This window comes from Moheibacter sediminis, from assembly GCF_900176425.1.
Classification (GTDB): Bacteria; Bacteroidota; Bacteroidia; order Flavobacteriales; family Weeksellaceae; genus Moheibacter; species Moheibacter sediminis.
Genome location: NZ_FWXS01000006.1, coordinates 61,276 through 83,024 on the forward strand (window position 1 = coordinate 61,276; position 21,749 = coordinate 83,024).

A 21,749-nucleotide genomic window follows, 5' to 3' on the forward strand; every position below is an offset into this window, starting at 1 on the left:
GGGCATTTAGCCGGCAAAGTTAATGCTATCTGAGGATTTATCCGCCTCAAATCCAGTATCAATTTTTAAATCTTTTGAATTTGCAGCAGCAACTGCAATTACGTCGGCGCGTTCGTTGAATTCATTTCCTGCGTGGCCTTTTACCCATTGGAAACTTACTTTATGTTTTCGATAAAATATTAGGAATCTACGCCACAAATCTTCATTCTTTTTCCCCTTAAATCCTTTTTTTTCCCAACCCAAAACCCATTTTTTTTCTACTGAATCGCAAACGTATTTTGAATCGGTATAAATCGTAATTTCAGTTTGCGGTTTTTTGAGCATTTCCAAAGCAACGATCACGGCCAATAATTCCATACGGTTATTGGTTGTCAAACGAAATCCTTGTGAAAACTCTTTCTTGACCTTTTTTTCCGTTTCCAATAAAATCGTTCCGTATCCGCCCGGCCCAGGGTTTCCGAGCGATGAACCGTCGGTGTATGCTATGATTGCCAATTTATTTTTGTTTAAAGTTTAAGGTTAAAAGTTTCGAGTTATTCAGATTTTAGTTCAGATAAAATCTTTTGAAAGCAAACTTCTTTCAAACCGTCTTTATCCTTCAAACTTAATTCTTTTGTTTCGATTATGTCCAATAATTTGACTTCAACTGTTCCGGGATACCCTTTGCGCCAACTGAAAGGAAACATTTCTTTCAAGCCTTTGATTGTATAAACCGCAATCGGCAAATCAGTTATGGTCGCAATCGCAAAAGCACCGTCTTTGAATTCATCCAAAATTATATTTGTATCATCGGGAACGCCTCCTTCAGGAAAGATTACAATGCTGTTTCCTAAATTAATTTTTTCTTTTGCCAATTTAAAAACCCGGCGTTTACTCGTATTGTCAGACCGATTGACGAGGATGCAAATTTGCTTATAAATCCTGCCAAATATGGGAACTTTAGACAATTCTTCTTTGGCAACAAACACAATTGGGTGTTTGGGATGAATGATAGCCATGACCAAAATGTCGATTCCGGAAGTATGATTGGATATAAACATATAAGATTGGTTTGGATTGAGTTCTTGATTTCTTTCAAGATTTAATCGAAATCCGGAACCATAAAAAATTAAAATTGCCCACAATCGTATACCTTTGTAAGCCAATGGAAATGTTTTTTGGGAAAATGAAAGTGGATAAGTCCAGAAAATACCGATGGTAAGAATAAGAAAGACAGTCAGAAAACAAAACCAGCATTTCCAAAGTATAATAAATATTTCGCTGAGCATTTTCATTTCGGATCAAAAATAAGAATTCCCTCAAATTATAGGAAATAAAAAAGCCCCGAATTTCGGGGCTTGATTTTTATAAGCTTCGCTTAATTATTTTGCAGGAGCTTCTTCAGTTGCAGCTGGAGTAGTTCCGTCAGCTGGAGCAGCTTCTACTGGAGCAACTTCAGTTCCGTCAGCTGGAGCAGCTTCTACTGGAGCAGTTTCTACTGGAGCAACTTCTTCAGTTGGAGCAACCTCAGCACCTTCAACACCTTCTTCTGTAGTTTCTACAGTTTCTTCAGCTTTTTGCTCACAAGAGATGTTAGCGAAAGACAAAGCAACAACTGCTAATAATGCGAATCCTTTTACAAATACTTTTTTCATAACTAAAATTTTTTAATGGTTTTTATTTGTTCCAAAAGTACATTAGCTTTGCATCTGAGTTGTTGAAAATGGGTTGTAAGGGTCTTGTAAATCATTTTACAATTTACAAAAAACTGAAAATCAATAAATTAAATCTAAATATTTGACTAAATTTTCTGATATAGAATTGTTTGATTTGCTTAAAAAAGACATCACTAAACACTTTTTTGAGTCAAATTCTGCTTCGTCTTATGACATTTCGGAGTGGAAAGGACAAGACATTGTAACTTTTCAGGAAGATTTGTTTGCAAGAACAAAATCAACGGTAAGCGAAAAATGGTTTTATACCTATTTCAAATCTGATTTTAAAAAGCTTCCACGGATAGATATGTTAAATATTTTGGCGCAATATGCCGGGCATACTAATTGGGCGGCATTTTCCAGGTCACAAAATAACAATTACGTTCCCGAGACTCCTGTTTCAGTGGAATTAGACGTAATTCCTGTTACCACTGAAGCGGATATTTCTCAGATTGAAGATAAAATAGAAGCTAAAATCATCAATCCTCCAAAAAAGAAAGGCAAATATGCAGTAACAGCTGCAATTAGTATTTTGATTTTAGGAATTTTTGGTGCAATTATTTATTATTCATTCTTTTATCAAAGAACTTATGAGTTTTGTTTTATAGATTCTGACAGAAATACTTCTATAAAAGACCCGATTGAAATTACAATTCTCAGGAAAGGATTTACACCGTTGCAGTTGGTTACCAATAATGGCTGCATTCAATTTAGTTCGATGGAAGACACTTTGCAGATGTATGTAAGTTCTCCTTATCATAAATTAGATACGTTTAAAATTAATTTACATCAATACCAAAACAAAGAAAATATCCGCTTGGAACCTGATGATTATAAGGTAATGTTGCGGCATTATTCAAAATCTTCCCAAAGCGTTAAGGAAAGAATCAAAATGCTCAATGAAATGATTGCGGATGATGCGTTGATCTATCAAGTATATGATAATGAGTTCTTTGGCGTAGAAGTTTTGAGCAAAAAACAATACATCAATTTAGTATCGCTTCCCACAAGTTCATTGAAAAATTTCACTTTGATAGAAGCTGAAAGGAAAAACGGGAAGATCGTTAAGTTAAAATTTAAAATCCATTCAGATGAAAGCTAAACGTTTTATATCGATTTTATTCTGTTTGATTTTTGTTGCAGTTGCCTGTAAAAAAGAGCAATTCTTTGATGGAGAGCATGATCCGGAAGTAATTAAAAATTATAAAAATGAGTCTGCTCCGGTTTCCAAAATGGATTCTATCGCCTCTATCAACTTCATTACCAAACAGAAACTTTTGGAAGTTTACGAACTTTCTCTACTTTATTCGTCTAAACAAAATGACAGCATTTTAAAAGATTTACTTCATTCACAATTAGCAAGTTACTTTTTAGAATCAGATACTTTGAGTATTCTTGAAATGTTGAAAGAAATTGATTCGCTTCAGGCAAAATTTATAGAAATCAGGAATTTTAAAGATGTGGAAAGTGATTCTATTACAGATGATTCCGTAAGGAAAATTGATTATTGGGTAAAATATTATTCGGTAGACAAAAAACTGATTGATTCTCTAAACAAAACTGCAGAATTCATTTTGAAAAAAGAACCGAAAAAATTCAAGCACGAATTTACTTTTTATTTTACAGATTTGAATTTGCCTAAAAATCAAAAGGATACAATTTCCTCTCCGGTAACGCAATAATCCAGTGGAACATCCGATTCAAAAATATTTTCTATTTTCGGAATGGGTGCAAAAAAATTCAATCCGATTTTGATGATGTCTTTTCTGCAGTCTTTTAAAAATTGATCGTAATATCCACCTCCATAGCCAATCCTGTTTCCATTTTGGTCACAAATCAGCATGGGCATAAAAATTACATCGATTTGTTTTGAATCAATGAGTTGAAAAGATTTAGGTTCAGGAACATTGAATTTTCCAGATTCAAATTCCGTGTTTTCATTAATCAAACAACTTAGCATTCTATCTTCTTCAACTTTTGGAACACTCACTTGTTTTTCAAGATGAAATAAATAATCAATAATCGGTAAAGTGTTGATTTCTTTTTGGTTTGAAATCGGAATGAATACATGAAAAGAAGAATTTCCCCAAATCTGCATTGATTGTAAATTCTCTAAAATTCTTAGGCTGATTACATTTACTTCTTCTGAAGAAAGTTCTTTCCGTTTGGATTTGTAAAGCGTTCTGAGCTCGGATTTGGTCATGTTTCCTTTACTGAAATGATATTGACAGGACAAGCTTTTGCGGCACGTTCACATTCATCCAAAACACTATGATCAGGATCTTTCAGTGTATGAAATCCTCTTTTTTCAATGGATTTCAGCAACACAGATTTACCATCTTTTTTAGACATCCTGAATTTTTCAGGTGCTAATTCGGCACAATAATTACACCCAATACATTTATCTCTTTGTAAGGTAATAATTACCATTTATGCTTCGGCGTATTCTGTTTTTACCAATTTGTATAATTTATCGGAAGGACGTATTCTGAAGTCCATCGGAATAGTAATACTGTCACCTTTTTTGGCAGAATCAGAAACTACATCTTCCACCATCATAGAAGAAATAATCAATTCTTTCGCTCCGGTTGTCGGTCCTGTAACCAAAATTTTATCCCCGATTTTCACATCGTAAGCTTCAATTTCAAATTGTCCAATATTGGTTTTCGGGAAGAAATGTTTTCCTTTTCCGACGTAAACTTTTTTCTGAGTAGCCATCGAACCATTTGCAGGCGACCATTCTCCTAATTTTTGACCTAAATAATAACCACTCCAGAATCCTCTGTTGTAAACGGTTTGCAACAAAGTCATCCAATAATCTGTTTTTTCTTTGGAGAAAGTTCCATCTGCAATTGAATCAATTGCTTCGCGGTAGCAACGAATCACGGTTGCGACGTATTCAGGTGCGCGACCGCGGCCCTCAATTTTCAAAACCTTAATTCCCGCATCTTCAATTTCATTTAAGAAATCAATCGTACACAAGTCTTTTGGCGACATCATGTATTCGTTATCCAGCTCAATTTCAAAACCGGTTTCCTGATCTATAACGGTATATTTTTTACGACAATTTTGTTTGCAAGCGCCTCGATTTGCAGAAGAATTACTCGAATGTAGGCTCAAATAACATTTTCCGGAAACCGCCATACAAAGCGCGCCATGACCAAAAATTTCGATTTCAACCAAATTTCCTGAAGGCCCGCAGATGTTTTCTTTTTTGATTTGATCGGTAATTTTTTTTACCTGACTTAAACTCAATTCACGGCTTAAAACAACTGTATCTGCAAACATTGCATAAAACCTCAAGGTTTCGATGTTTGTCACATTGATTTGCGTTGAAATGTGAATTTCCATTCCAACTTGTCTTGCATAAGCAATTACAGCTTGATCCATCGCAATTACTGCGGTAATTTTAGCGTCTTTTGCTTTGTCAATCAATGTTTTAATAACTGATAAATCATGATCATAGATAATGGTGTTAAGGGTAAGATAGGTTCTAACACCCAATTCTGAACAGCGTTTAGAAATTTCGGGCAGATCATCCATCGTAAAATTGATAGAAGCTCTGGCACGCATATTTAACTGTTCCACACCAAAATAGACAGAATCGGCTCCATTGTCCAACGCAGCTTGTAATGATTCAAAATTTCCGGCAGGTGCCATCAATTCAATTTTTCCGTCTTTAGTCATAATCTGATTTTTGAATTTGCAAAGTTACGTTTTTTTGTAATTGCCTGCAGAAGGTTAATTAGGTTAAAATATGTTAATGTGAAAATAAAAAACCAGCTGAATTTCAGCTGGTTTGAATATATAGTTTTTGTTAAAACATTATCTGGAAGTTACAGTAATATCAACTCTTCTGTTTTTTGCTTTACAGATATCGCTATCGTTTTGTTCACAGCGAAAATGTTGTGCTCCATATCCTTCTGATTCGATCCTGTCAGCGGAAATTCCTCCGGCAACCAATTCTGATTTTACTTTTTCAGCTCTCGCGGTAGAAACTTTTTTGTTAGCATCGTTAGTCCCAGAGTTGTCAGTATATCCTCCGATCTTTATTTTTGATGTAGGAAATTCATTTAGTAATAAAACTATGTTTTGAATCTGTACTTTTGATTTGTCAGTTAAATCAGCAGAATTGGTTTTGAAATAAGTTCTATCTAAAGTAATCCATTTCCAGTCTTCACCACGTGCTCCTGCAGATTGGATTTCTTCATTGGTCAAAAAATGATATAAACTTTGTTCTGTAGAATTTCTACCTGTATTGATTTTTTTTCCAGAAGGTAGATTAATAGCTATTTTATCTCCTAAATCATATACAAAATTCCCATCGGTATCCAATGTTTCGACATAAGTGGATTGAGCAGGTGTTCCGGTCGTAACTACTTCTGATGTTGGGGAAACAACTACTTCTGAAGTATGTCCGCCTAAAATTGGTGCAATCACCAATCCAACTAAACAGGTTAATTTGATCAAAATGTTCATGGAAGGTCCTGAAGTATCTTTGAATGGATCTCCAACAGTATCTCCAGTAACAGCTGCTTTGTGTGCATCGGAACCTTTGTAGGTCATTTCTCCGTTGATTTCAACCCCTGCTTCAAAAGATTTTTTAGCATTGTCCCAAGCACCACCAGCATTGTTTTGGAAAACAGCCCAAAGAACACCTGAAACGGTAACCCCAGCCATGTATCCTCCTAACATTTCAGCCACCAGTGCATTTGCACCGATGTCATTCATGTAAACCAATTTTCCAAAAAGAACAATTGCAATTGGAAAACCGATAGTCAGAATTCCAGGTAACATCATTTCACGCAATGCTGCTTTGGTTGAAATTTCAACACATTTTCCATATTCGGGTTTTGCTTTCCCTTCCATGATTCCAGGGATTTCTTTGAACTGACGACGCACTTCATAAACCATATCCATTGCAGCTTTACCTACTGAATTCATGGCTAAAGCAGAGAAAACAACCGGAACCATTCCTCCTATAAATAACATAGCCAATACCGGCGCTTTGAAAATATTAATCCCATCAATTCCGGTAAAAGTTACGTAAGCCGCAAACAAAGCCAATGAAGTCAATGCAGCAGAAGCGATTGCAAAACCTTTTCCTGTTGCCGCAGTTGTATTTCCAACAGAATCTAAAATATCCGTTCTTTGACGAACTTCTTTTGGTAATTCACTCATTTCGGCAATTCCTCCTGCGTTGTCTGAAATTGGTCCGAATGCGTCGATTGCCAACTGCATTGCGGTTGTAGCCATCATTGCAGAAGCTGCCAATGCTACTCCATAAAATCCTGCAAATGCATAAGATGCCCAAATTGCGGCAGCAAATAATAGAACAGTTGGGAAAGTAGAAATCATACCTGTTGCCAAACCTGCTATCACGTTGGTTCCTGCTCCGGTTGATGATTTTTGAACGATTGCCAAAACTGGTTTTGTGCCCAATCCTGTATAATATTCAGTTACAGATGAAATTACGCCGCCTACAACCAATCCTACAATTGTTGCATAAAATACTCTCATAGAAGAAATATCTTGCAATCCTTCTCCAAAGAATTCCATTTTCATGGTTTCAGGTAACATATATTTAACCAATGCAAAACAAGCGATTGCAGTCAAAATGATTGAAACCCAGTTCCCAAGATTTAATGCTCCTTGTACTTGTTTTTCTTTTGCATTGTTGTCTTTAATTTTAACCAACATGGTTCCGATGATAGAGAATAAAATCCCAAACCCGGCAATTGCAATCGGCAATAAAATTGGGCCAATTCCGCTGAATCCCTCGCTAACAATATTTCCACCCATGTCTTTGATAACATAGTTACCCAAAACCATCGCCGCCAATACAGTTGCCACATAAGAGCCAAACAAATCGGCACCCATTCCGGCAACATCACCTACATTGTCACCTACGTTATCTGCAATTGTTGCTGGATTACGAGGGTCGTCTTCAGGAATTCCTGCTTCCACTTTACCTACCAAATCTGCACCAACATCAGCTGCTTTGGTATAAATACCTCCACCCACACGTGCAAAAAGTGCAATAGATTCTGCACCTAAAGAAAACCCAGCCAATGTTTCCAAAACAATGGTCATGTCTTCAGTCGAAGTCCAAGTTCCGTTCATGAAAACCTGATATAATATAATAAAGAACCCAGTCAGACCTAAAACTGCAAGACCAGCTACTCCCAATCCCATTACAGTACCACCTCCGAAAGAAACTTTCAATGCCTGTGGCAAACTTGTACGGGCGGCTTGCGTCGTTCTTACATTGGTTTTGGTTGCGATTTTCATGCCCATATTTCCTGCCAATGCAGAGAAGATTGCTCCGAAAATAAATGCAATTACAATCATCCAGTGCGTAGTTGGGACTATCATTGAAATTCCTGCCAATACAATGCTGGCTCCGATTACGAAAAAAGTAAGTAATCGGTATTCTGCCTTTAGAAATGCCAGAGCACCTTCATAGATGTAGTCTGAAATTTCTTTCATTTTACCATCGCCGGCATCCTGCTTCAGTACCCAACTTCTTTTAATTGCCATAAAAATTAATCCGACAACAGATAAGATTATCGGAATCCATAAAAATATTTCGCTCATAGTTCTTAAAAAATTTAACAATTAACAAATATAGTATATTCACTTAATTTGAAAAGAAAATATAGAATGAATACACTTTAATTTAAAAATAAATAAAAAAGCCTTGAATTTTTTGAGGATTCAAAGCTTATTAATATGACTAAATAGTGATTTATTATTTTTGCTGAAAATAAACCTCTTCATAAGGCTGAATCAACACCCAACCATTTCCTGAAAATTTCATTTGAAATTCTTCTCCGCTTCCTCTTCCAATCAAGCTTCTGAATGAGACACTTGTTTTCAACTCCGGACTTAAATTTCCTGACCAAGCAACTGTGGCATTTGGATCTGTGAAAACCGGATTTTCCGGTGTAACCATCAATGTCAATGGATCTCCGTGAGTAGTGATGGCAACGTGTCCTGTTCCGGTCAATTTTACTTGGAATAAACCACCAGACATCATACCTGCAACGCTTTTGAGCATTGTAATTTGATTGGTTACGGTTTGATCATGGGCTAAAATATCGTTACCATTGACGCAAATGCTGTCATTTTCCAAATGTAAAACCTGTACTTTTTTGCCGCTGTCTGCAACGTACAGTCTTCCTGTGCCTTCGGCTTTCATTAATTTTGCACCTTCACCTGTTAAAGTTTTTTTCAAAAGATTTCCCAAACCGCCTGAAAGCATTCCTTCACGTTGAAAATTAATGTTTCCTACATAACCTACCATGCTTCCTGCCTTGGTCCAAACAAATTGGTTTTTGAGATTTATCTCAAGAAGTTGAGGTTTTTCTAATTCAAAATAATCATGTTCAGCGTCATTTTGTTTTGTCTTTGCGATAAAAGACTGGATTGAATATTCGCTCATATTTTTTTATTTTATAAATTAAAAATAGGTAATAGTTAAGTTCTGAATTGTTAAATAAAATATAAATAAATGTAATATTAAAACTTTAACCTGTGAATAAATCATGTAAACTCTGTATAGATTTAGAGGTGATGAAGTCATGAATTCTTTTAACTTTGCTCAAACCTTTCAGATATGCAACAACGTGAAGATTTTCTTCTAAAAGCTTACGAACTCGGAATCATTAAATTTGGGAATTTTACATTGAAAAGCGGTATCGAATCGCCTTTTTATGTGGATTTGCGTCCGTTATCGTCCAGTCCTCAACTTTTAAAAACTTTGTCCAACAATTTATTGGAATTGGTGGAAGATGCTCCTTTTGACCTCATCTGCGGGGTTCCCTATGCGGCATTGCCGATGGGGACTACGATGAGTTTGGCGAGCGGTGTTCCATTAATTATCAAAAGAAAAGAAAACAAGGGTTACGGTACAAAGCGTATGGTAGAAGGTGTTTATGAAGATGGTCAGAATTGTTTGTTGGTGGAAGATGTAATTACCAGCGGACAAAGTTTGTTGGAAACTATCGAGGAAATCGAAAGAGAAGGATTGAAAGTGACAGATTTGGTTGTGGTTCTTGACCGCGAACAAGGCGGAATCAATAAATTGAGAGACAAAGGTTACAGAGTACATACTTTGTTTACAATTAATGAGGTGATTGACATTTTGCATCGCTACCATAGATTGAGTGACGGTGATATGGCAAGAATCAAAAACTTTTTGAACAATCCCCCGGCTCCGCCGCAGATGAAGAGAATTCCTCTGGAAGGAAAAAAAATACAACATCCGATAGGGAAGAAGCTGATTGAATTTGCTTTGAAGAAAAAGTCAAATTTAATTGCTTCGGCAGATGTAATTACTTCTAGCGAATTGTTGAAACTAGCTGAAGAAGTAGGTGACCATGTGGTTGCGCTGAAATTACACACAGACATCATCAAGGATTTTTCATTTGATTTAATTGATAAATTGAAAGTGATTGCCAAGGAAAAAGAGTTTCTTTTATTTGAGGACAGAAAGTTTGCAGATATAGGAAACACGCAGGAATTGCAGTTCAAAGAAGGCGTTTATAAAATTGCTGATTGGGCGGACATGGTTACTGCACATCCGATTGCGGGTGAGGAAAGTTTACAGGTTTTTGAGCATGTGGGTGTGGTTGCAATTGTGGAGATGTCTTCTAAAGGGACGTTGACGGATGATTATTACATCACGAAAGCTTTGAATGTGGCTGAGAATTCTTCGAATGTTTTGGGAGTTGTGGCGCAGAGACAAGTGGCAGATGAATTGCTTTTGTTTACGCCGGGAGTAAATCTGAGTTCGAAGGGTGATACAAAAGGGCAGCAGTACAATACGCCTGAAAGGGTTTTCAAAGCGTATCATACAGATTTCATGATTGTCGGACGCGGGATATACCAATCTGTGAATGCAAAGGAATCTGCAATTGAATACCAAACTGCTGGTTGGAATGCTTACTTGGAAAGTTTGAATTAATTTAATTGATGAAATATATAAATCCTGTCAGGTTTGCACTTGACGGGATTTTTTGTTTTAAGAAAGGAATGAGTATTTTGGACGGTGGAAAATGAGTCAAGCATTTTCATTACAGCATTTTAATAAAAAAATGCACTGGGAATTCTCCGAAGTGTTTTGTGAATTCCGGGAATTTTAGCAGGAATTTCTGACTTGGTACTACTAGTTTTGAGTTGAAATTTTAATTTGTTTTTATTCGGATGATTAAATTTAAACATTCTTAAAAATTATCATGAGCAGTTTGAAAATAAAATCGTTAATAGAATTATATGACCATATTCCAGAGAAAGAGTTTCTTTTGGTTGATGTTTTGCGCCAGATTACCATTGATGCTTTGAATGGATATGGTAAAGAAAAGATTTCTTATAATGTTCCATTTTTCCATGGTAATAAATCTATCTGTCTTATATGGCCGGCTTCTGTACCGCGGGGCGGTGTGAAAAGCGGGGTGATGTTTAGCTTTTGGTATGGAAATAAATTGAAGGATGAGGACAATTACCTGACGCATGGCACCAATAAGCAAATTTTCTATAAGATTTACCAAGCGGTGGACGAGATAGATGAAGGGGCATTGGTAAAGCTATTGCAAGAGGCAATAGAACTAGATAAATGTCTTGGAAAACGTTGAAAATAATTAATTCCCTCCTGCTTTCCAAGTATCGTATTGGGTTACAACTTCTACGATGTCGTCATGTTTGAGTTCTTTATCGTCAATTTTTTTACTTAATTGGGGATAATCTTTGAAGTATTCAGTCGCATTTTTCCGAAAAATGCTGTTCTTATTTACCTGCGTTCTGAATGTCCATGAAACTATAGTTGCCACATCTTCGTTTGGTCTTTTGCAGTACCAGAAAGTATCACTTACGTCCACATTTCCGCGGTTACCACCACCTTGATTTACGTTAACTGAAGATGCTGAAAAAACTCTGTATAATTTAATGTTAGGTAAATCCAAGATAACTTCTGCCTTGATGCCGTCTTTCACTTTTTTATTGTTTGCATTTTTATAGCCCTTGATGGTTACAATTTTCCCTACTTGTGAATCCTGTGCGTGTAAGTGGTTGAATGAGAAAAGGCAGAATACGGCTAAGAAATAAATGTAGTTTTTCATGTTTTAATATTTTTTAAGATAAATCTAAATTTAAACAAATAATCTATACAATCAAATGCAAAGTTTAAATTTGTTGAATGGAGAAAATCATTTTGGGTATCGACCCAGGAACAACAGTAATGGGTTTTGGTTTAATTAAAATTGAGAAAAAAAAGATGTATTTTCTTTTGTTGGATGAGTTGCTGCTGCATAAACTTGATTCGCATGAATTACGGCTGAAAAAGATTTTTGAGAAAACACTTCATATCATAGATACTTATCATCCGGATGAATTGGCGATCGAAGCACCTTTCTTTGGGAAAAACGTACAGTCGATGCTGAAACTGGGTCGTGCGCAGGGTGTTGCAATGGCAGCGGGTCTTTACCGTGAGGTGCCGATTACGGAATATTCGCCCAAGAAAATCAAACAATCCATCACGGGAAACGGAAATGCTTCTAAGGAGCAAGTTGCGGGTATGCTTCAAAACTTATTGGGTCTGAAAGAATTGCCGAAAAGACTGGACTCTACCGACGGATTGGCTGCTGCGGTTTGTCATTTTTTTAATATGGGTCAGGAAACACAGACGAAATCTTATAGCGGATGGGATGCTTTTGTGAAAGCACATCCGAGTAGGTCGAAATAAAAAAACGGAATCTTAATGAAAAGATCCCGTTCGGAAAATAGTATTAATCTAAATTATTGTTAATCTAATATAAGATTCTGAAATTGGATTAATTTATTGCCAAGATTCTAGAACTGAAATATTCAGAGATGATTGAGCCATTTCCTGATTTAAAAAAGTGGTATTGATTGCTTTTCCCACAGCGAATGTTGTTTGTACATTTCTTCCGAAACAAGCTACCCTAACATTATATACAGTACCTCCCGCACCTCCTGGTATTGGAAGATTCTCCAATGTTACATTCATATTAATGATTTTGTTGCTTCCTGTAGTACCTCTTACTGCGTCAGTTCTTACTCCTTTTAATCTGTAAATAGTTTCAGCTTGCTGTTTCATGAAAATGCCACAGGCAAAACTTGCAGATGCTGAACTTCCGTTTCCGGTAATTTGCCCGGTGGTCTGAAAAATCAAGTTTGTTTTATTACTTGTTTTGTAAACGGTAAAAGAATTATCAAGTCCACTCAATATCTTCCAATCTGTTGTTATAGGCTGATCAAAACTATAGGCGTCTTGATTTACAGTTGTCAAATCCACCCCTGTTGTATCAAAATAACTATTCATGTATGTTAGGTTGAAACTTTCGCCAAACCCATCAGGAATGGTTTTCTTAACCCATGCTGTAGGATTTGTGGGGCCTGAGGAAACAATAATGTCTTTGTCATCTCCCTCATCTCCGGGTTGGTTTGTATTTAGTGCGCCTCCTTTAAGAAGTATGCGGTGAGAAACATTCGTTATGCCATTTACATCTAATCCTACTTCTGATCTTGGATTCTCGGTTCCTATCCCTACCTGTGCATTTAAACTAGCACCAATTATAAAAATTATCGATGTGACCTTTATATATAGTTTCATTTGAAAAAGATTAATTATTGAACAATATCGTTAAAAACCTGAGGTGCTTCATACACTTCAACTTTCAGTGAAGATTTGGCAACAAACTCATTGATATTTGTAGAGGCACTTCTACCTATTGTTAAGGTAGGTAAAGTTCCATGGCTGGCTGTCCGTTTACAAGCAACTTCTACTTGATGTAATCCAATACCTAAATCATCTGCAAGGGCAATCTGGGTGTAAGTTATAAAAGGGTTACTCGAAGCACCATATGATTGTTGCAATGTTAATTTTCTAAGACCCCTTAATGTACGTGTAGTTGTTGTATTTCCACCAGCAAAAATTCCACAAACAAAATCTGCTCCAATATCTGTTCCACCTCCTGTGATATGAGCTACAGCCTCGAAAGTTATATAAACCTGATTTTCATTGCTATAAACTTCAAAAGTTTTAGTGAGTCCGGTTATTGTTGTGAAATCGGTACCTAGCGATGCTCGGGTAATACCTAATTCATAGGGACCATTATTACCAGCAGTACTATTTATGGTTATCCCTTCGTTTACAGTATTATCATTTGTAAAATCTGTGAACGCGTTATTATAAATTAAGTAAAAGAAATTTTCTTCCACAGTAGGTATGTTTAAGGTTCTCCAACGCGGTGGTAGTCCAGTGCCCTGAGAAACCAAGACCTGACCATTTTTTCCTGGGTTGCCTAACGTGAGATCTGTACCCCCTACAAAAATCCTGTCTCTTATAGTAACGTTTCCATCCACCGACAGACCCGTGCCGGCACCAGGTGTATAGTTTGTTAAAGAACTGATTCCAACCTGTGCTGAGAGTTGAATACAACTCAGAATTATAAATAAATAAAATAAATTTTTCATCGTTAAATATTTTTTAGGGTGTTGATACTGTTACTAATTCAATTATATCCATTTTGAGAACAGAGCCAAGCATAAAATCATTTGAAACATTATTTCCGGCATTAGCAGAGTTCCCTATCGATAACAATGATGTTCCCACTGTACCTCCTCCATCTGTAAGAGAAATTCTTCGACAGGCAGTACTGAATATATAATTACCTACAGGTGTATTATTAACTGTATAATTTAAAGTGAACACCCCCTGAGTTTTATCCATGATGGTTTTATTGATTGTATTATTTATCTGGTCACCTCTCAATGCAATCAATGTAGCTGAAGATAATGGCTGAGAAGAAGTCCTTCTAAATAGTCCACATAGAAATCTGATATTTCCAGCTATTTGAGAACCTGTAGTTGCTGCGTTCATCTTTGACTCCACACCTGTTTGAAAAATTACAGATATTTTATTGTCCCCATTATTTATTGTAACGGGTATATCTAATCCAGGAATATTTCTCCAACTTTTTGCTCCTATTTTCTCTCCAATTGAAGAAAGGTTTAGGTCATAAGCGGGATGTACAAGAGATCCCAAATCATATACAACGATGTCATCCAGGACATTCGCACGGCCTCCATTACTCATTCCTTCAAAGGCGATTTGGTAAGTAGCGGATGGATTTGGAAGCTCCAGTGTAACCTGCGTCCATGCAGAAACATTGGTTGTATAAGTAGCAGTAGGTATCAGCGTCCAACTTCCTCCAGATGTAGTTCTATAATAAACTCTTAATTGATTTTGATTTGTGTTGACTGCTTGTGCATAGAAAAAGGAAACAGACGGGGCTGTCATAGAAGATAAATCAAACGTAGGGCTTATAAATCTCGTTGTCTGGCCTGTGGTTGATGTAAATCTCGCGTTTAAAGTATTACCTGTACCTGCCGTATTGTCTGCAGTAGGATTTCCTGCACCTGCGCCTGCTCCAAACGTCCAGTCTGAGGTGCCTGAAATTCGCTGATTTGTCCAACATGACCTCGAACCGCTAGTTACCTCGAAATTTTCTGTAAAAGGAAATTTGTTGATGGTGCAAGCAGCTGTTGCATTTAAGCCATCATCAACTGTTACATCATCCACAACAACCGCTCTTCCTGCGGTTGCAGGATTGGTAGCTAAAAATGCTATCTGGTAAGTGGAAGAAGGACTTGGTAAAGTAAGTGTTCTTTCCGTCCAAGTGTTGACAGCTGTTGTCCATTGTGCAGTAGGAATTAATAGCCATGAACCAGCTGGAGAAGTCCTGTAGTAAACCCTTAACTGGTTAATTCCGCTTCCATTATTTTCCTGCGCGTGCCAAAACCTCAATCGGGGTGTTGCAAGGGAACTCAAATCCATTACAGGACTTACATAATAGGTTGATCTAGATGCACCTGTTACAAACCTAGCGTTTAAAGTACCATTATCAGCTGTGTGGTCTGTGTTTGAAAGAGGTGCAGTACCAGCGCCAGCACCCTCACCATGAGTCCAAGTATTGGGAGTACTACCACTAACAACTTGATTTGTCCAATTGGTTCTTGTTGTGCTATGATCTTCAAAAGTTTCTGTAAAAGGGAAAGAGGTTATAACAGTATTGTCGCTATCTACAACCACTTGGTCTATCACATTGGCACGTCCTCCGCTGCTTACTCCTTCAAAAGCAATCTGGTAGGTGGATGATGGATTGGGTAGATTTAAATTTACCTGAGTCCATGCTGTAATGCTGGTTATGTAAGTCGGTAGAATCTGTACCCATTCACCCGCTGGAGAGGTTCTGTAATAAATCTTTAGCTGGTTTTGATTTGATCCGCTTGCACGTTGCCCGTACCAAAAGCTGATGCGAGGTGAATTTAACTGGGATATATTCATTACCGGACTTACCAATTTTGTAGTTTGACCAGCAGTACTTGTAAATCTTGCATTAAGAACGCCTGCATATGCTGTATTATTAACAGCTCCGTTTGGGGTACCCGTGCCCCCTCCGTCTCCCAAAGCATATGTCCAATTGGTGGCTCCCACTACACGTTCATTTGTCCAACAAGAACGGGTTGTACTGTTAGCCTCAAATGTTTCTGTAAAAGGAAAAGTCTCTACTACACATCCTCCAAATTCTCCAATCCAGTCAATTCCGACTTGATCACTCTTTGCATATGTATTAACGAGTTGGTATTGGCCTTCTTCTAGAAATGTTACATTGGCAGTTTTCCATTCTGCATCTGAAATTTGTCCGCGAGAGAAATATATTTGTCCAGGAAGCCCTGGGTTTCCGTTTATTCGCAATTCATCCCTTAATTGGATGCTTCCGTTGATGTCTAATTCTGTTTGGGGGGTTTGCGTATTAATCCCCACTTGCGCATATATGCAGGTTACGCACATAGCACAGCATAAGCTGAGTAGAAGCTTTTTCATTTTTGTTAGTTTAGTTAATAGTTCATTTAAAAGGAACTAAGTTGTTTAGTTATGTAAAAATCATGAGCAAAACTCATAATTTTCGGCAAATATAGAAACTTAAATTTGTTTTTCAGTTAACTGACAAACAATGTTTTAAAAAATAATAATTTATATAGATAAGATGTTTTCATTTCCTAACTGATATACAGTATAAAGTCTATGTCCTTCTACATTTTCCCCTTTAAAATTTAACAATAAATAAGTTTCACCTCCCAGAAAATTCTTTTTTACAGGGTAAGACCATTCATCTAAATCGTAATGATTATCTTCCTTGCCAAAAAGTTCCTGAATTTCTTTTTTGGTTCTTCCCGTAAATAGTTTGTTTTTGATGATTGAACGAACGATTTTTACTCTATAACTAGTCAATGTTTTCCATAAATCACTCCTAAATTCTGTTTCTTTTTTTATCATAATTACAATTCAGTTTAGATTAGAATAGTTGGTCAGGGGCTCTCTAAATTAAAAGAGAGTATGTAAGCGTATTAATCTCGAAAAATAATTGTAGTAGAGAAGAAAAACCCCTTTTTGATTATTTCAAAACTAGGGGTCTCTGACATTTGTTTTGGTTTATTTAAGGTTTAACAAAAATAAGTAATCAATCTATAAAATTCAAACGCTTGGCTTTCCGTTTTCAGGAATATGAGAAAAAATAGAATTATAAATATATACAATTCTTTAAAAATTAAAGAGTTGTAAATTTAAAATTTAACATTTAAAACAACCTACATTGTAATAAATTTCGTCATAATTAGTTTTTTGAGCTCTTATTTTCTGCCAAATGAGAAAGAAATGTTGTAGGAGATACGCCAGTTACATTTTTGAAAATCGTAGTGAACTTGCTGTGTGATGAGAAGCCGCATTCGTCAGCCAAATAACTGATTTTATAGTTGGAATAAATCGGTTCATCATGCAATTTTCCAACGATGTAATTTATTTTGAGTCTGTTGATATAGTTATTGAAATCGGTCTGTTTGTTTTTATTGATGACATGCGAAAGATATTTTGTATTGGTTTCCAGTTCAACAGCAAGCATGGAAAGTGAATATCCTTTTTCGAGATATTTAACAGAATCCTCGAAACCATTAAGTTTATCCATTATTTTTTGTTCAGTCTCTATCGGAACAAATTCTCTTTCGAAGCTTTTTTGTTCTGATTTTGAAACAGTTTGTTCTTTTGTTTTTTTATGTCTTTGCTTTAATTCCTGTATGGTTTGGTTGAAATGAAGGATGTCTTTTCTTCTCTTCTTTCTGATATAAAGATATGAGCCGAAAGCGAAAACAATAAGCAATACACTGATTCCAATAATTGTATAAAAATTGAAAGCCGCAGATTTTTCACGAGAATGAAGTTCCTTTACAACATAATTTGCTGACAATGTTTTTGCTTGTTCAAACTCATCTCTCAGTTTCAGATATTTTTCATTGAACCGGACATAATTTTCCTGATCTTTTGTGATTTTATAGTAATTAATAAGAGCCTGATAAACCTCCTCTTTCAATGCCAGGAATTGAGAAGCTTCTGCAATTTCAAGAGCCAGATTGTAATATTTAATTGCACTTTCGTTGTCATTTCGAGCCAAATGAATATTTCCCATCCCATTGTAAATAAACCCTTCCAAGGCGCTTTCGTTGCCAGATTTATCTAAAAAAGAAATTGATTTTTCATAGGCAGCCAATGCCTGTTCATATTCTCTCAACGACACATAGTTTTTGGCAATTAATTCCTCATTGGTTGCAAGCAGAAAATTTCTTTCTTTGGTAATTTTAACTTTTTCAAAAGATGATTTTCCTTTTTTTAAAATAGAGATGGCTTCCCTATATTTTAAATCATCCATTGCATAATAAGCCATTTCCTGATGCAGATTTCCCTGGAATTTGGAAGAATTATTAATATCGACTATTTTCTGGCTCGCCTTCATAGCTTTTTCCAGATAAACTTTACCCTGAATGGGTAATTTAGCAACCCTGTAAATGGTAGAAATCAATCCGCAAACCCTTGCCTGTAAATCATGAAGTTGAGATTTTTCCGCAATACTGTCTGCTCTTTTTGCATAGACAAGCGCTTCATTTATCATCCCCGTTTTCTGAAGCAAATTTGCCGATAACATAGAAGCCCGGACTTTCTGCTCTTCTGTAGCAGATATTTTGTAAAGTGAATCTGCAACGTTTACCGCCCATTTCATTTTGATAGTTTCAGAAGATACTAGATTGTAAACACTGTCAAATTTACTTTGTTGAGCGTAAATCGATTGTGAGCACAGAAACAAAATGGAAATGCATAAAAACTTGGTCATTCTTTAATTTTTTTCATTAAAAATGAAATTCATTCTCAATGATAATGGCAAAATATTTATGTAGGGCTTTGGTTTAGTCTTGTCAAAAGTAAAAAAAATACTTGGTCGAGCGCCTAATTTTCAAGTTTTTTGTATGTTTACCCAAAATGAAATAAATGCGGAATTTAGTATTGGTATGTTTTTTTCAATTGGTTTCAATTGGTTTATTTGCGCAAAGACAAGGCTACTGGCAGCAAAGGGTTGATTATAAAATGGATATCAATGTTGATGAACAGAAATTTCAATATGACGGAAAGATGAGTTTGAAATATGCAAACAATTCTCCAGAAACATTAAAAAAAGTTTACTTTCATCTTTATTACAATGCATTTCAGCCGGGAAGCGCGATGGATTATCGATTGGTAAATATTGCCGATCCCGATGCGCGAATGGTCACCAACAAAGGTACGAAAGAAAATCCGCAATTTGAAAGCAGAATCGCACAGTTGAAGCCTGAAGATCAGGGATTTCAAAAAATAAAATCCATCAAACAAAACGGAAAAGAATTAAAATTCAAAATTTCAGGAACAATCCTCGAAGTGGATTTGACACAGCCTATGACTTCCAATTCTACCACCAATTTTGAAATGGAATGGCAGGCACAAGTACCTTCCATCATTCGCCGCGGAGGAAAGAATACCAAAGAAGGTGTTGATTTTTCGATGACACAATGGTATCCGAAAATGGCGCATTATGATGAATTTGGCTGGCATTTGGATGAATATATCGGTCGTGAATTCATAGCTCCGTTTGGAAATTTTGATGTGAAAATTAAAATTCAGCAAGATTATGTTATCGGAGCTTCAGGTACTTTGCAAAATCAAAATGAAGTAAAAGGCTATACTCAAAATGCAAAACCCAAAACCCAAAACGGTAAAACAACTTGGCATTTCGTGGCTGAAAACATCCACGATTTTGCGTGGGGCGCAGATAAAGATTTCGTAGTGGAAAAACAAACGGTTCCGAACGGACCTGAATTATTTTTCGTTTACCAACCCGGAGAAAAAACAACTCCCAATTGGCAGAAAACACAAGAACCTTCTGTGAAATTCTTTGAATACATGAGCAAACATTTCGGGAAATATCCTTGGAAAACTTACACTATTGTGCAAGGCGGCGACGGCGGTATGGAATACGGAACCGTGACTTTGATTACCGGAGAAAGAAATTTTGAAAGCCTTTTGGGTGTTATTTACCACGAGGCTGCACATTCTTGGTTCCAGCATCTTTTTGGGTTAAATGAAACGGTGGACGAATGGATGGATGAAGGATTTACTTCCTATGCTGAAAACTTAGCTTACCTCGAAATTTTCAATAAAAAATTAGATGGAAACCCAAATTTAGATGCGAATGCAGGTTATATCGATTTGGCAAAATCAGGTGTGGAAGAGCCTATGAGTTTGTTGGCAGATTATTACAATTACAATTATGCTTACGGCGTTCAGGCTTATAACAAAGGGCAGGTTTATTTGATTCAATTGGGTTATATCATCGGTGAAGAAAATTTGAAAAAAGTATTTTTGGAATTTTACAACCAATGGAAATTCAAACATCCAACACCCAATGATTTCAAAAGAGTTGCAGAAAATGTTTCAGGAATTAATTTGAAATGGTTTCAGAATTTGTTTGTGAATACAACTCGTGTGATTGATTATTCTGTCAGAAATGTTTCGGATTCAGATATCGAATTGCAAAATCTGAGTAATTTTCCGATGCCTATTGATTTGTATGTGGAATATGCCGATGGTTCAAAAGAGTTATTTTACATCCCGGCTATGGAAATGAGGGCAGAAAAACCTGCGGAAAATTTTGAAATTTACAAAAACGTAAAACGTACCGTTTTGGAACCTTGGAAATGGACGAATCCAAATTACAATGTGAAAGTTTCTAAAAAGGTAAATAAAGTAATCATCGATCCAACGCAGCGATTGGCTGATGTAGAATTTTCAAACAATGTTTATCCAAAATAAATCATGTTATTAGCTGTAAACATAGGAAATTCGAACATCCGTTTTGGAGTATTTCAATCGGATGGAGAAATTATTTCGTGGTTTATTAATACCAGACCTTATCCTACAGAAGATGAATTTTTTGCGAAATTCAGCTCGATGTATTCACCTTTCGGATTGAAAAAAGAGTCAATTACAGGCATCGTAATTGGCTCGGTTGTTCCTGCTTTGACGAATTCCGTTTTTAATTCTTTAGAAAAAATTCATCAGATAAAACCTATCATCGTTGATCGAACTTCCAATTCCAAAATCGAGCATACTTCAAAACAAATGGGAACGGATTTATTTGCCAATGCAGTTGCTGCAAATGAATTTTATCCGGGAAAAAAAATCGTAGTCGATTTCGGAACAGCATTGACTTTCACGGGAATCGACGAAGCCGGAAAAACGATGGGTGTTGCCATCGCGCCTGGTATCATTACCGCACTCAAATCATTGGTTGGCGCAACTGCCCAACTTCCGGAAATCGAAATCAAAGCACCCGCAAAAGTTCTGGGATTTGATACAGTAAGCTGTATGCAGAGTGGAATGGTGTTTGGTTTTTTGGGAATGGTAGAAGGGATGATTGATAGAATTAACCAAGAAGCAGGCGAAGAATGTTTCGTAATAGCAACCGGAGGAATGAGCTATGCGTATGCTCCACTTTCAAGTAAAATCAATATACAGGATGCTCTTCATACGATAAAAGGTTTGGCGGTTTTGTATGAATTAAACCAATAAAAATTCCCCTGATATTTCAGAGGAATTCTTAGAAAATAAAATTT

At 36.3% G+C, this 21,749-nt stretch carries 21 protein-coding genes; 7 read left to right on the top strand and 14 right to left on the bottom strand.

Annotated features, from left to right (window positions below):
• Positions 1-6: 6 nt before the first annotated feature.
• The 3 genes from rnhA to B8977_RS09810 all read right to left on the bottom strand — a co-directional run bounded on the left by rnhA (position 7) and on the right by B8977_RS09810 (position 1,634).
• Positions 7-495, bottom strand: a complete 489-nt coding sequence (gene rnhA / locus B8977_RS09800; protein WP_084017537.1) for a ribonuclease HI — start codon at positions 493-495, stop codon at positions 7-9.
• A 38-nt stretch (positions 496-533) separates the two neighbouring features.
• A complete protein-coding gene (locus B8977_RS09805) occupies positions 534-1,274 on the bottom strand; it encodes a lysophospholipid acyltransferase family protein (protein ID WP_084017538.1) in 741 nt (246 codons plus the stop codon).
• An 87-nt stretch (positions 1,275-1,361) separates the two neighbouring features.
• Positions 1,362-1,634, bottom strand: coding sequence for a hypothetical protein (locus B8977_RS09810; protein ID WP_084017539.1), 273 nt, complete (start codon positions 1,632-1,634; stop codon positions 1,362-1,364).
• 142 nt (positions 1,635-1,776) lie between these two features.
• Between B8977_RS09810 and B8977_RS09815 the strand changes: the two genes are divergently transcribed.
• Both B8977_RS09815 and B8977_RS09820 read left to right on the top strand, forming a co-directional pair.
• A complete protein-coding gene (locus B8977_RS09815; protein WP_084017540.1) occupies positions 1,777-2,796 on the top strand; it encodes a hypothetical protein in 1,020 nt (339 codons plus the stop codon).
• Positions 2,786-3,376, top strand: coding sequence for a hypothetical protein (locus tag B8977_RS09820; RefSeq protein WP_084017541.1), 591 nt, complete (start codon positions 2,786-2,788; stop codon positions 3,374-3,376). Before B8977_RS09815 ends, B8977_RS09820 begins: the two co-directional genes overlap by 11 nt.
• On the opposite strand, the gene B8977_RS09825 is transcribed toward B8977_RS09820, so the two are convergent.
• The 5 genes from B8977_RS09825 to B8977_RS09845 form a co-directional block, all read right to left on the bottom strand.
• Entirely contained in the window at positions 3,340-3,897 is a 558-nt protein-coding gene (locus tag B8977_RS09825) for a 5-formyltetrahydrofolate cyclo-ligase (RefSeq protein WP_084017542.1), read from the bottom strand. The two genes, B8977_RS09820 and B8977_RS09825, sit on opposite strands and share 37 nt — an antisense overlap.
• A complete protein-coding gene (locus B8977_RS09830) occupies positions 3,894-4,124 on the bottom strand; it encodes a ferredoxin (RefSeq protein ID WP_084017543.1) in 231 nt (76 codons plus the stop codon). The genes B8977_RS09825 and B8977_RS09830 overlap by 4 nt, the downstream gene beginning before the upstream one ends.
• The gene (locus tag B8977_RS09835) at positions 4,125-5,381 is read right to left on the bottom strand and encodes a peptidase U32 family protein (protein WP_084017544.1); all 1,257 of its coding nucleotides are present in this window, start codon (positions 5,379-5,381) and stop codon (positions 4,125-4,127) included.
• A 138-nt stretch (positions 5,382-5,519) separates the two neighbouring features.
• Entirely contained in the window at positions 5,520-8,291 is a 2,772-nt protein-coding gene (locus B8977_RS09840; protein ID WP_084017545.1) for a sodium-translocating pyrophosphatase, read from the bottom strand.
• A 154-nt stretch (positions 8,292-8,445) separates the two neighbouring features.
• The gene (locus B8977_RS09845; protein ID WP_084017546.1) at positions 8,446-9,138 is read right to left on the bottom strand and encodes an AIM24 family protein; all 693 of its coding nucleotides are present in this window, start codon (positions 9,136-9,138) and stop codon (positions 8,446-8,448) included.
• A gap of 174 nt (positions 9,139-9,312) precedes the next feature.
• Between B8977_RS09845 and pyrF the strand changes: the two genes are divergently transcribed.
• The gene (gene pyrF / locus B8977_RS09850; protein ID WP_084017547.1) at positions 9,313-10,662 is read left to right on the top strand and encodes an orotidine-5'-phosphate decarboxylase; all 1,350 of its coding nucleotides are present in this window, start codon (positions 9,313-9,315) and stop codon (positions 10,660-10,662) included.
• A 271-nt stretch (positions 10,663-10,933) separates the two neighbouring features.
• Complete coding sequence (locus tag B8977_RS09855; RefSeq protein ID WP_084017548.1) at positions 10,934-11,329, top strand: DUF1801 domain-containing protein; 396 nt, start codon at positions 10,934-10,936, stop codon at positions 11,327-11,329.
• 6 nt (positions 11,330-11,335) lie between these two features.
• On the opposite strand, the gene B8977_RS09860 is transcribed toward B8977_RS09855, so the two are convergent.
• Positions 11,336-11,812: a hypothetical protein gene (locus B8977_RS09860; protein WP_084017549.1), complete on the bottom strand. Its 477-nt coding sequence runs from the start codon at positions 11,810-11,812 to the stop codon at positions 11,336-11,338.
• A gap of 77 nt (positions 11,813-11,889) precedes the next feature.
• Here B8977_RS09860 and ruvC point away from each other — a divergent pair, with 77 nt between their 5' ends.
• The gene (gene ruvC, locus B8977_RS09865; RefSeq protein WP_084017550.1) at positions 11,890-12,435 is read left to right on the top strand and encodes a crossover junction endodeoxyribonuclease RuvC; all 546 of its coding nucleotides are present in this window, start codon (positions 11,890-11,892) and stop codon (positions 12,433-12,435) included.
• Positions 12,436-12,528: 93 nt separating this feature from the next.
• Here ruvC and B8977_RS09870 read toward each other — a convergent pair whose 3' ends face one another.
• The 5 genes from B8977_RS09870 to B8977_RS09890 form a co-directional block, all read right to left on the bottom strand.
• A complete protein-coding gene (locus B8977_RS09870; protein ID WP_084017551.1) occupies positions 12,529-13,326 on the bottom strand; it encodes a hypothetical protein in 798 nt (265 codons plus the stop codon).
• Between the two features lie 14 nt (positions 13,327-13,340).
• Entirely contained in the window at positions 13,341-14,189 is an 849-nt protein-coding gene (locus B8977_RS09875) for a hypothetical protein (protein ID WP_084017552.1), read from the bottom strand.
• Positions 14,190-14,202: 13 nt separating this feature from the next.
• Positions 14,203-16,602 carry a choice-of-anchor J domain-containing protein gene (locus B8977_RS09880; RefSeq protein WP_084017553.1) on the bottom strand — a complete coding sequence of 800 codons (2,400 nt, stop codon included), beginning with the start codon at positions 16,600-16,602 and terminating at the stop codon, positions 14,203-14,205.
• A gap of 150 nt (positions 16,603-16,752) precedes the next feature.
• The gene (locus B8977_RS09885; RefSeq protein ID WP_084017554.1) at positions 16,753-17,055 is read right to left on the bottom strand and encodes a hypothetical protein; all 303 of its coding nucleotides are present in this window, start codon (positions 17,053-17,055) and stop codon (positions 16,753-16,755) included.
• A gap of 337 nt (positions 17,056-17,392) precedes the next feature.
• Entirely contained in the window at positions 17,393-18,937 is a 1,545-nt protein-coding gene (locus B8977_RS09890) for an AraC family transcriptional regulator (protein ID WP_084017555.1), read from the bottom strand.
• A gap of 155 nt (positions 18,938-19,092) precedes the next feature.
• Between B8977_RS09890 and B8977_RS09895 the strand changes: the two genes are divergently transcribed.
• On the top strand, positions 19,093-20,946 hold the full coding sequence (locus B8977_RS09895) for a M1 family metallopeptidase (protein ID WP_084017556.1): 1,854 nt from the start codon (positions 19,093-19,095) through the stop codon (positions 20,944-20,946).
• Complete coding sequence (locus B8977_RS09900; RefSeq protein WP_143736439.1) at positions 20,947-21,705, top strand: type III pantothenate kinase; 759 nt, start codon at positions 20,947-20,949, stop codon at positions 21,703-21,705.
• Positions 21,706-21,749: the final 44 nt, after the last annotated feature.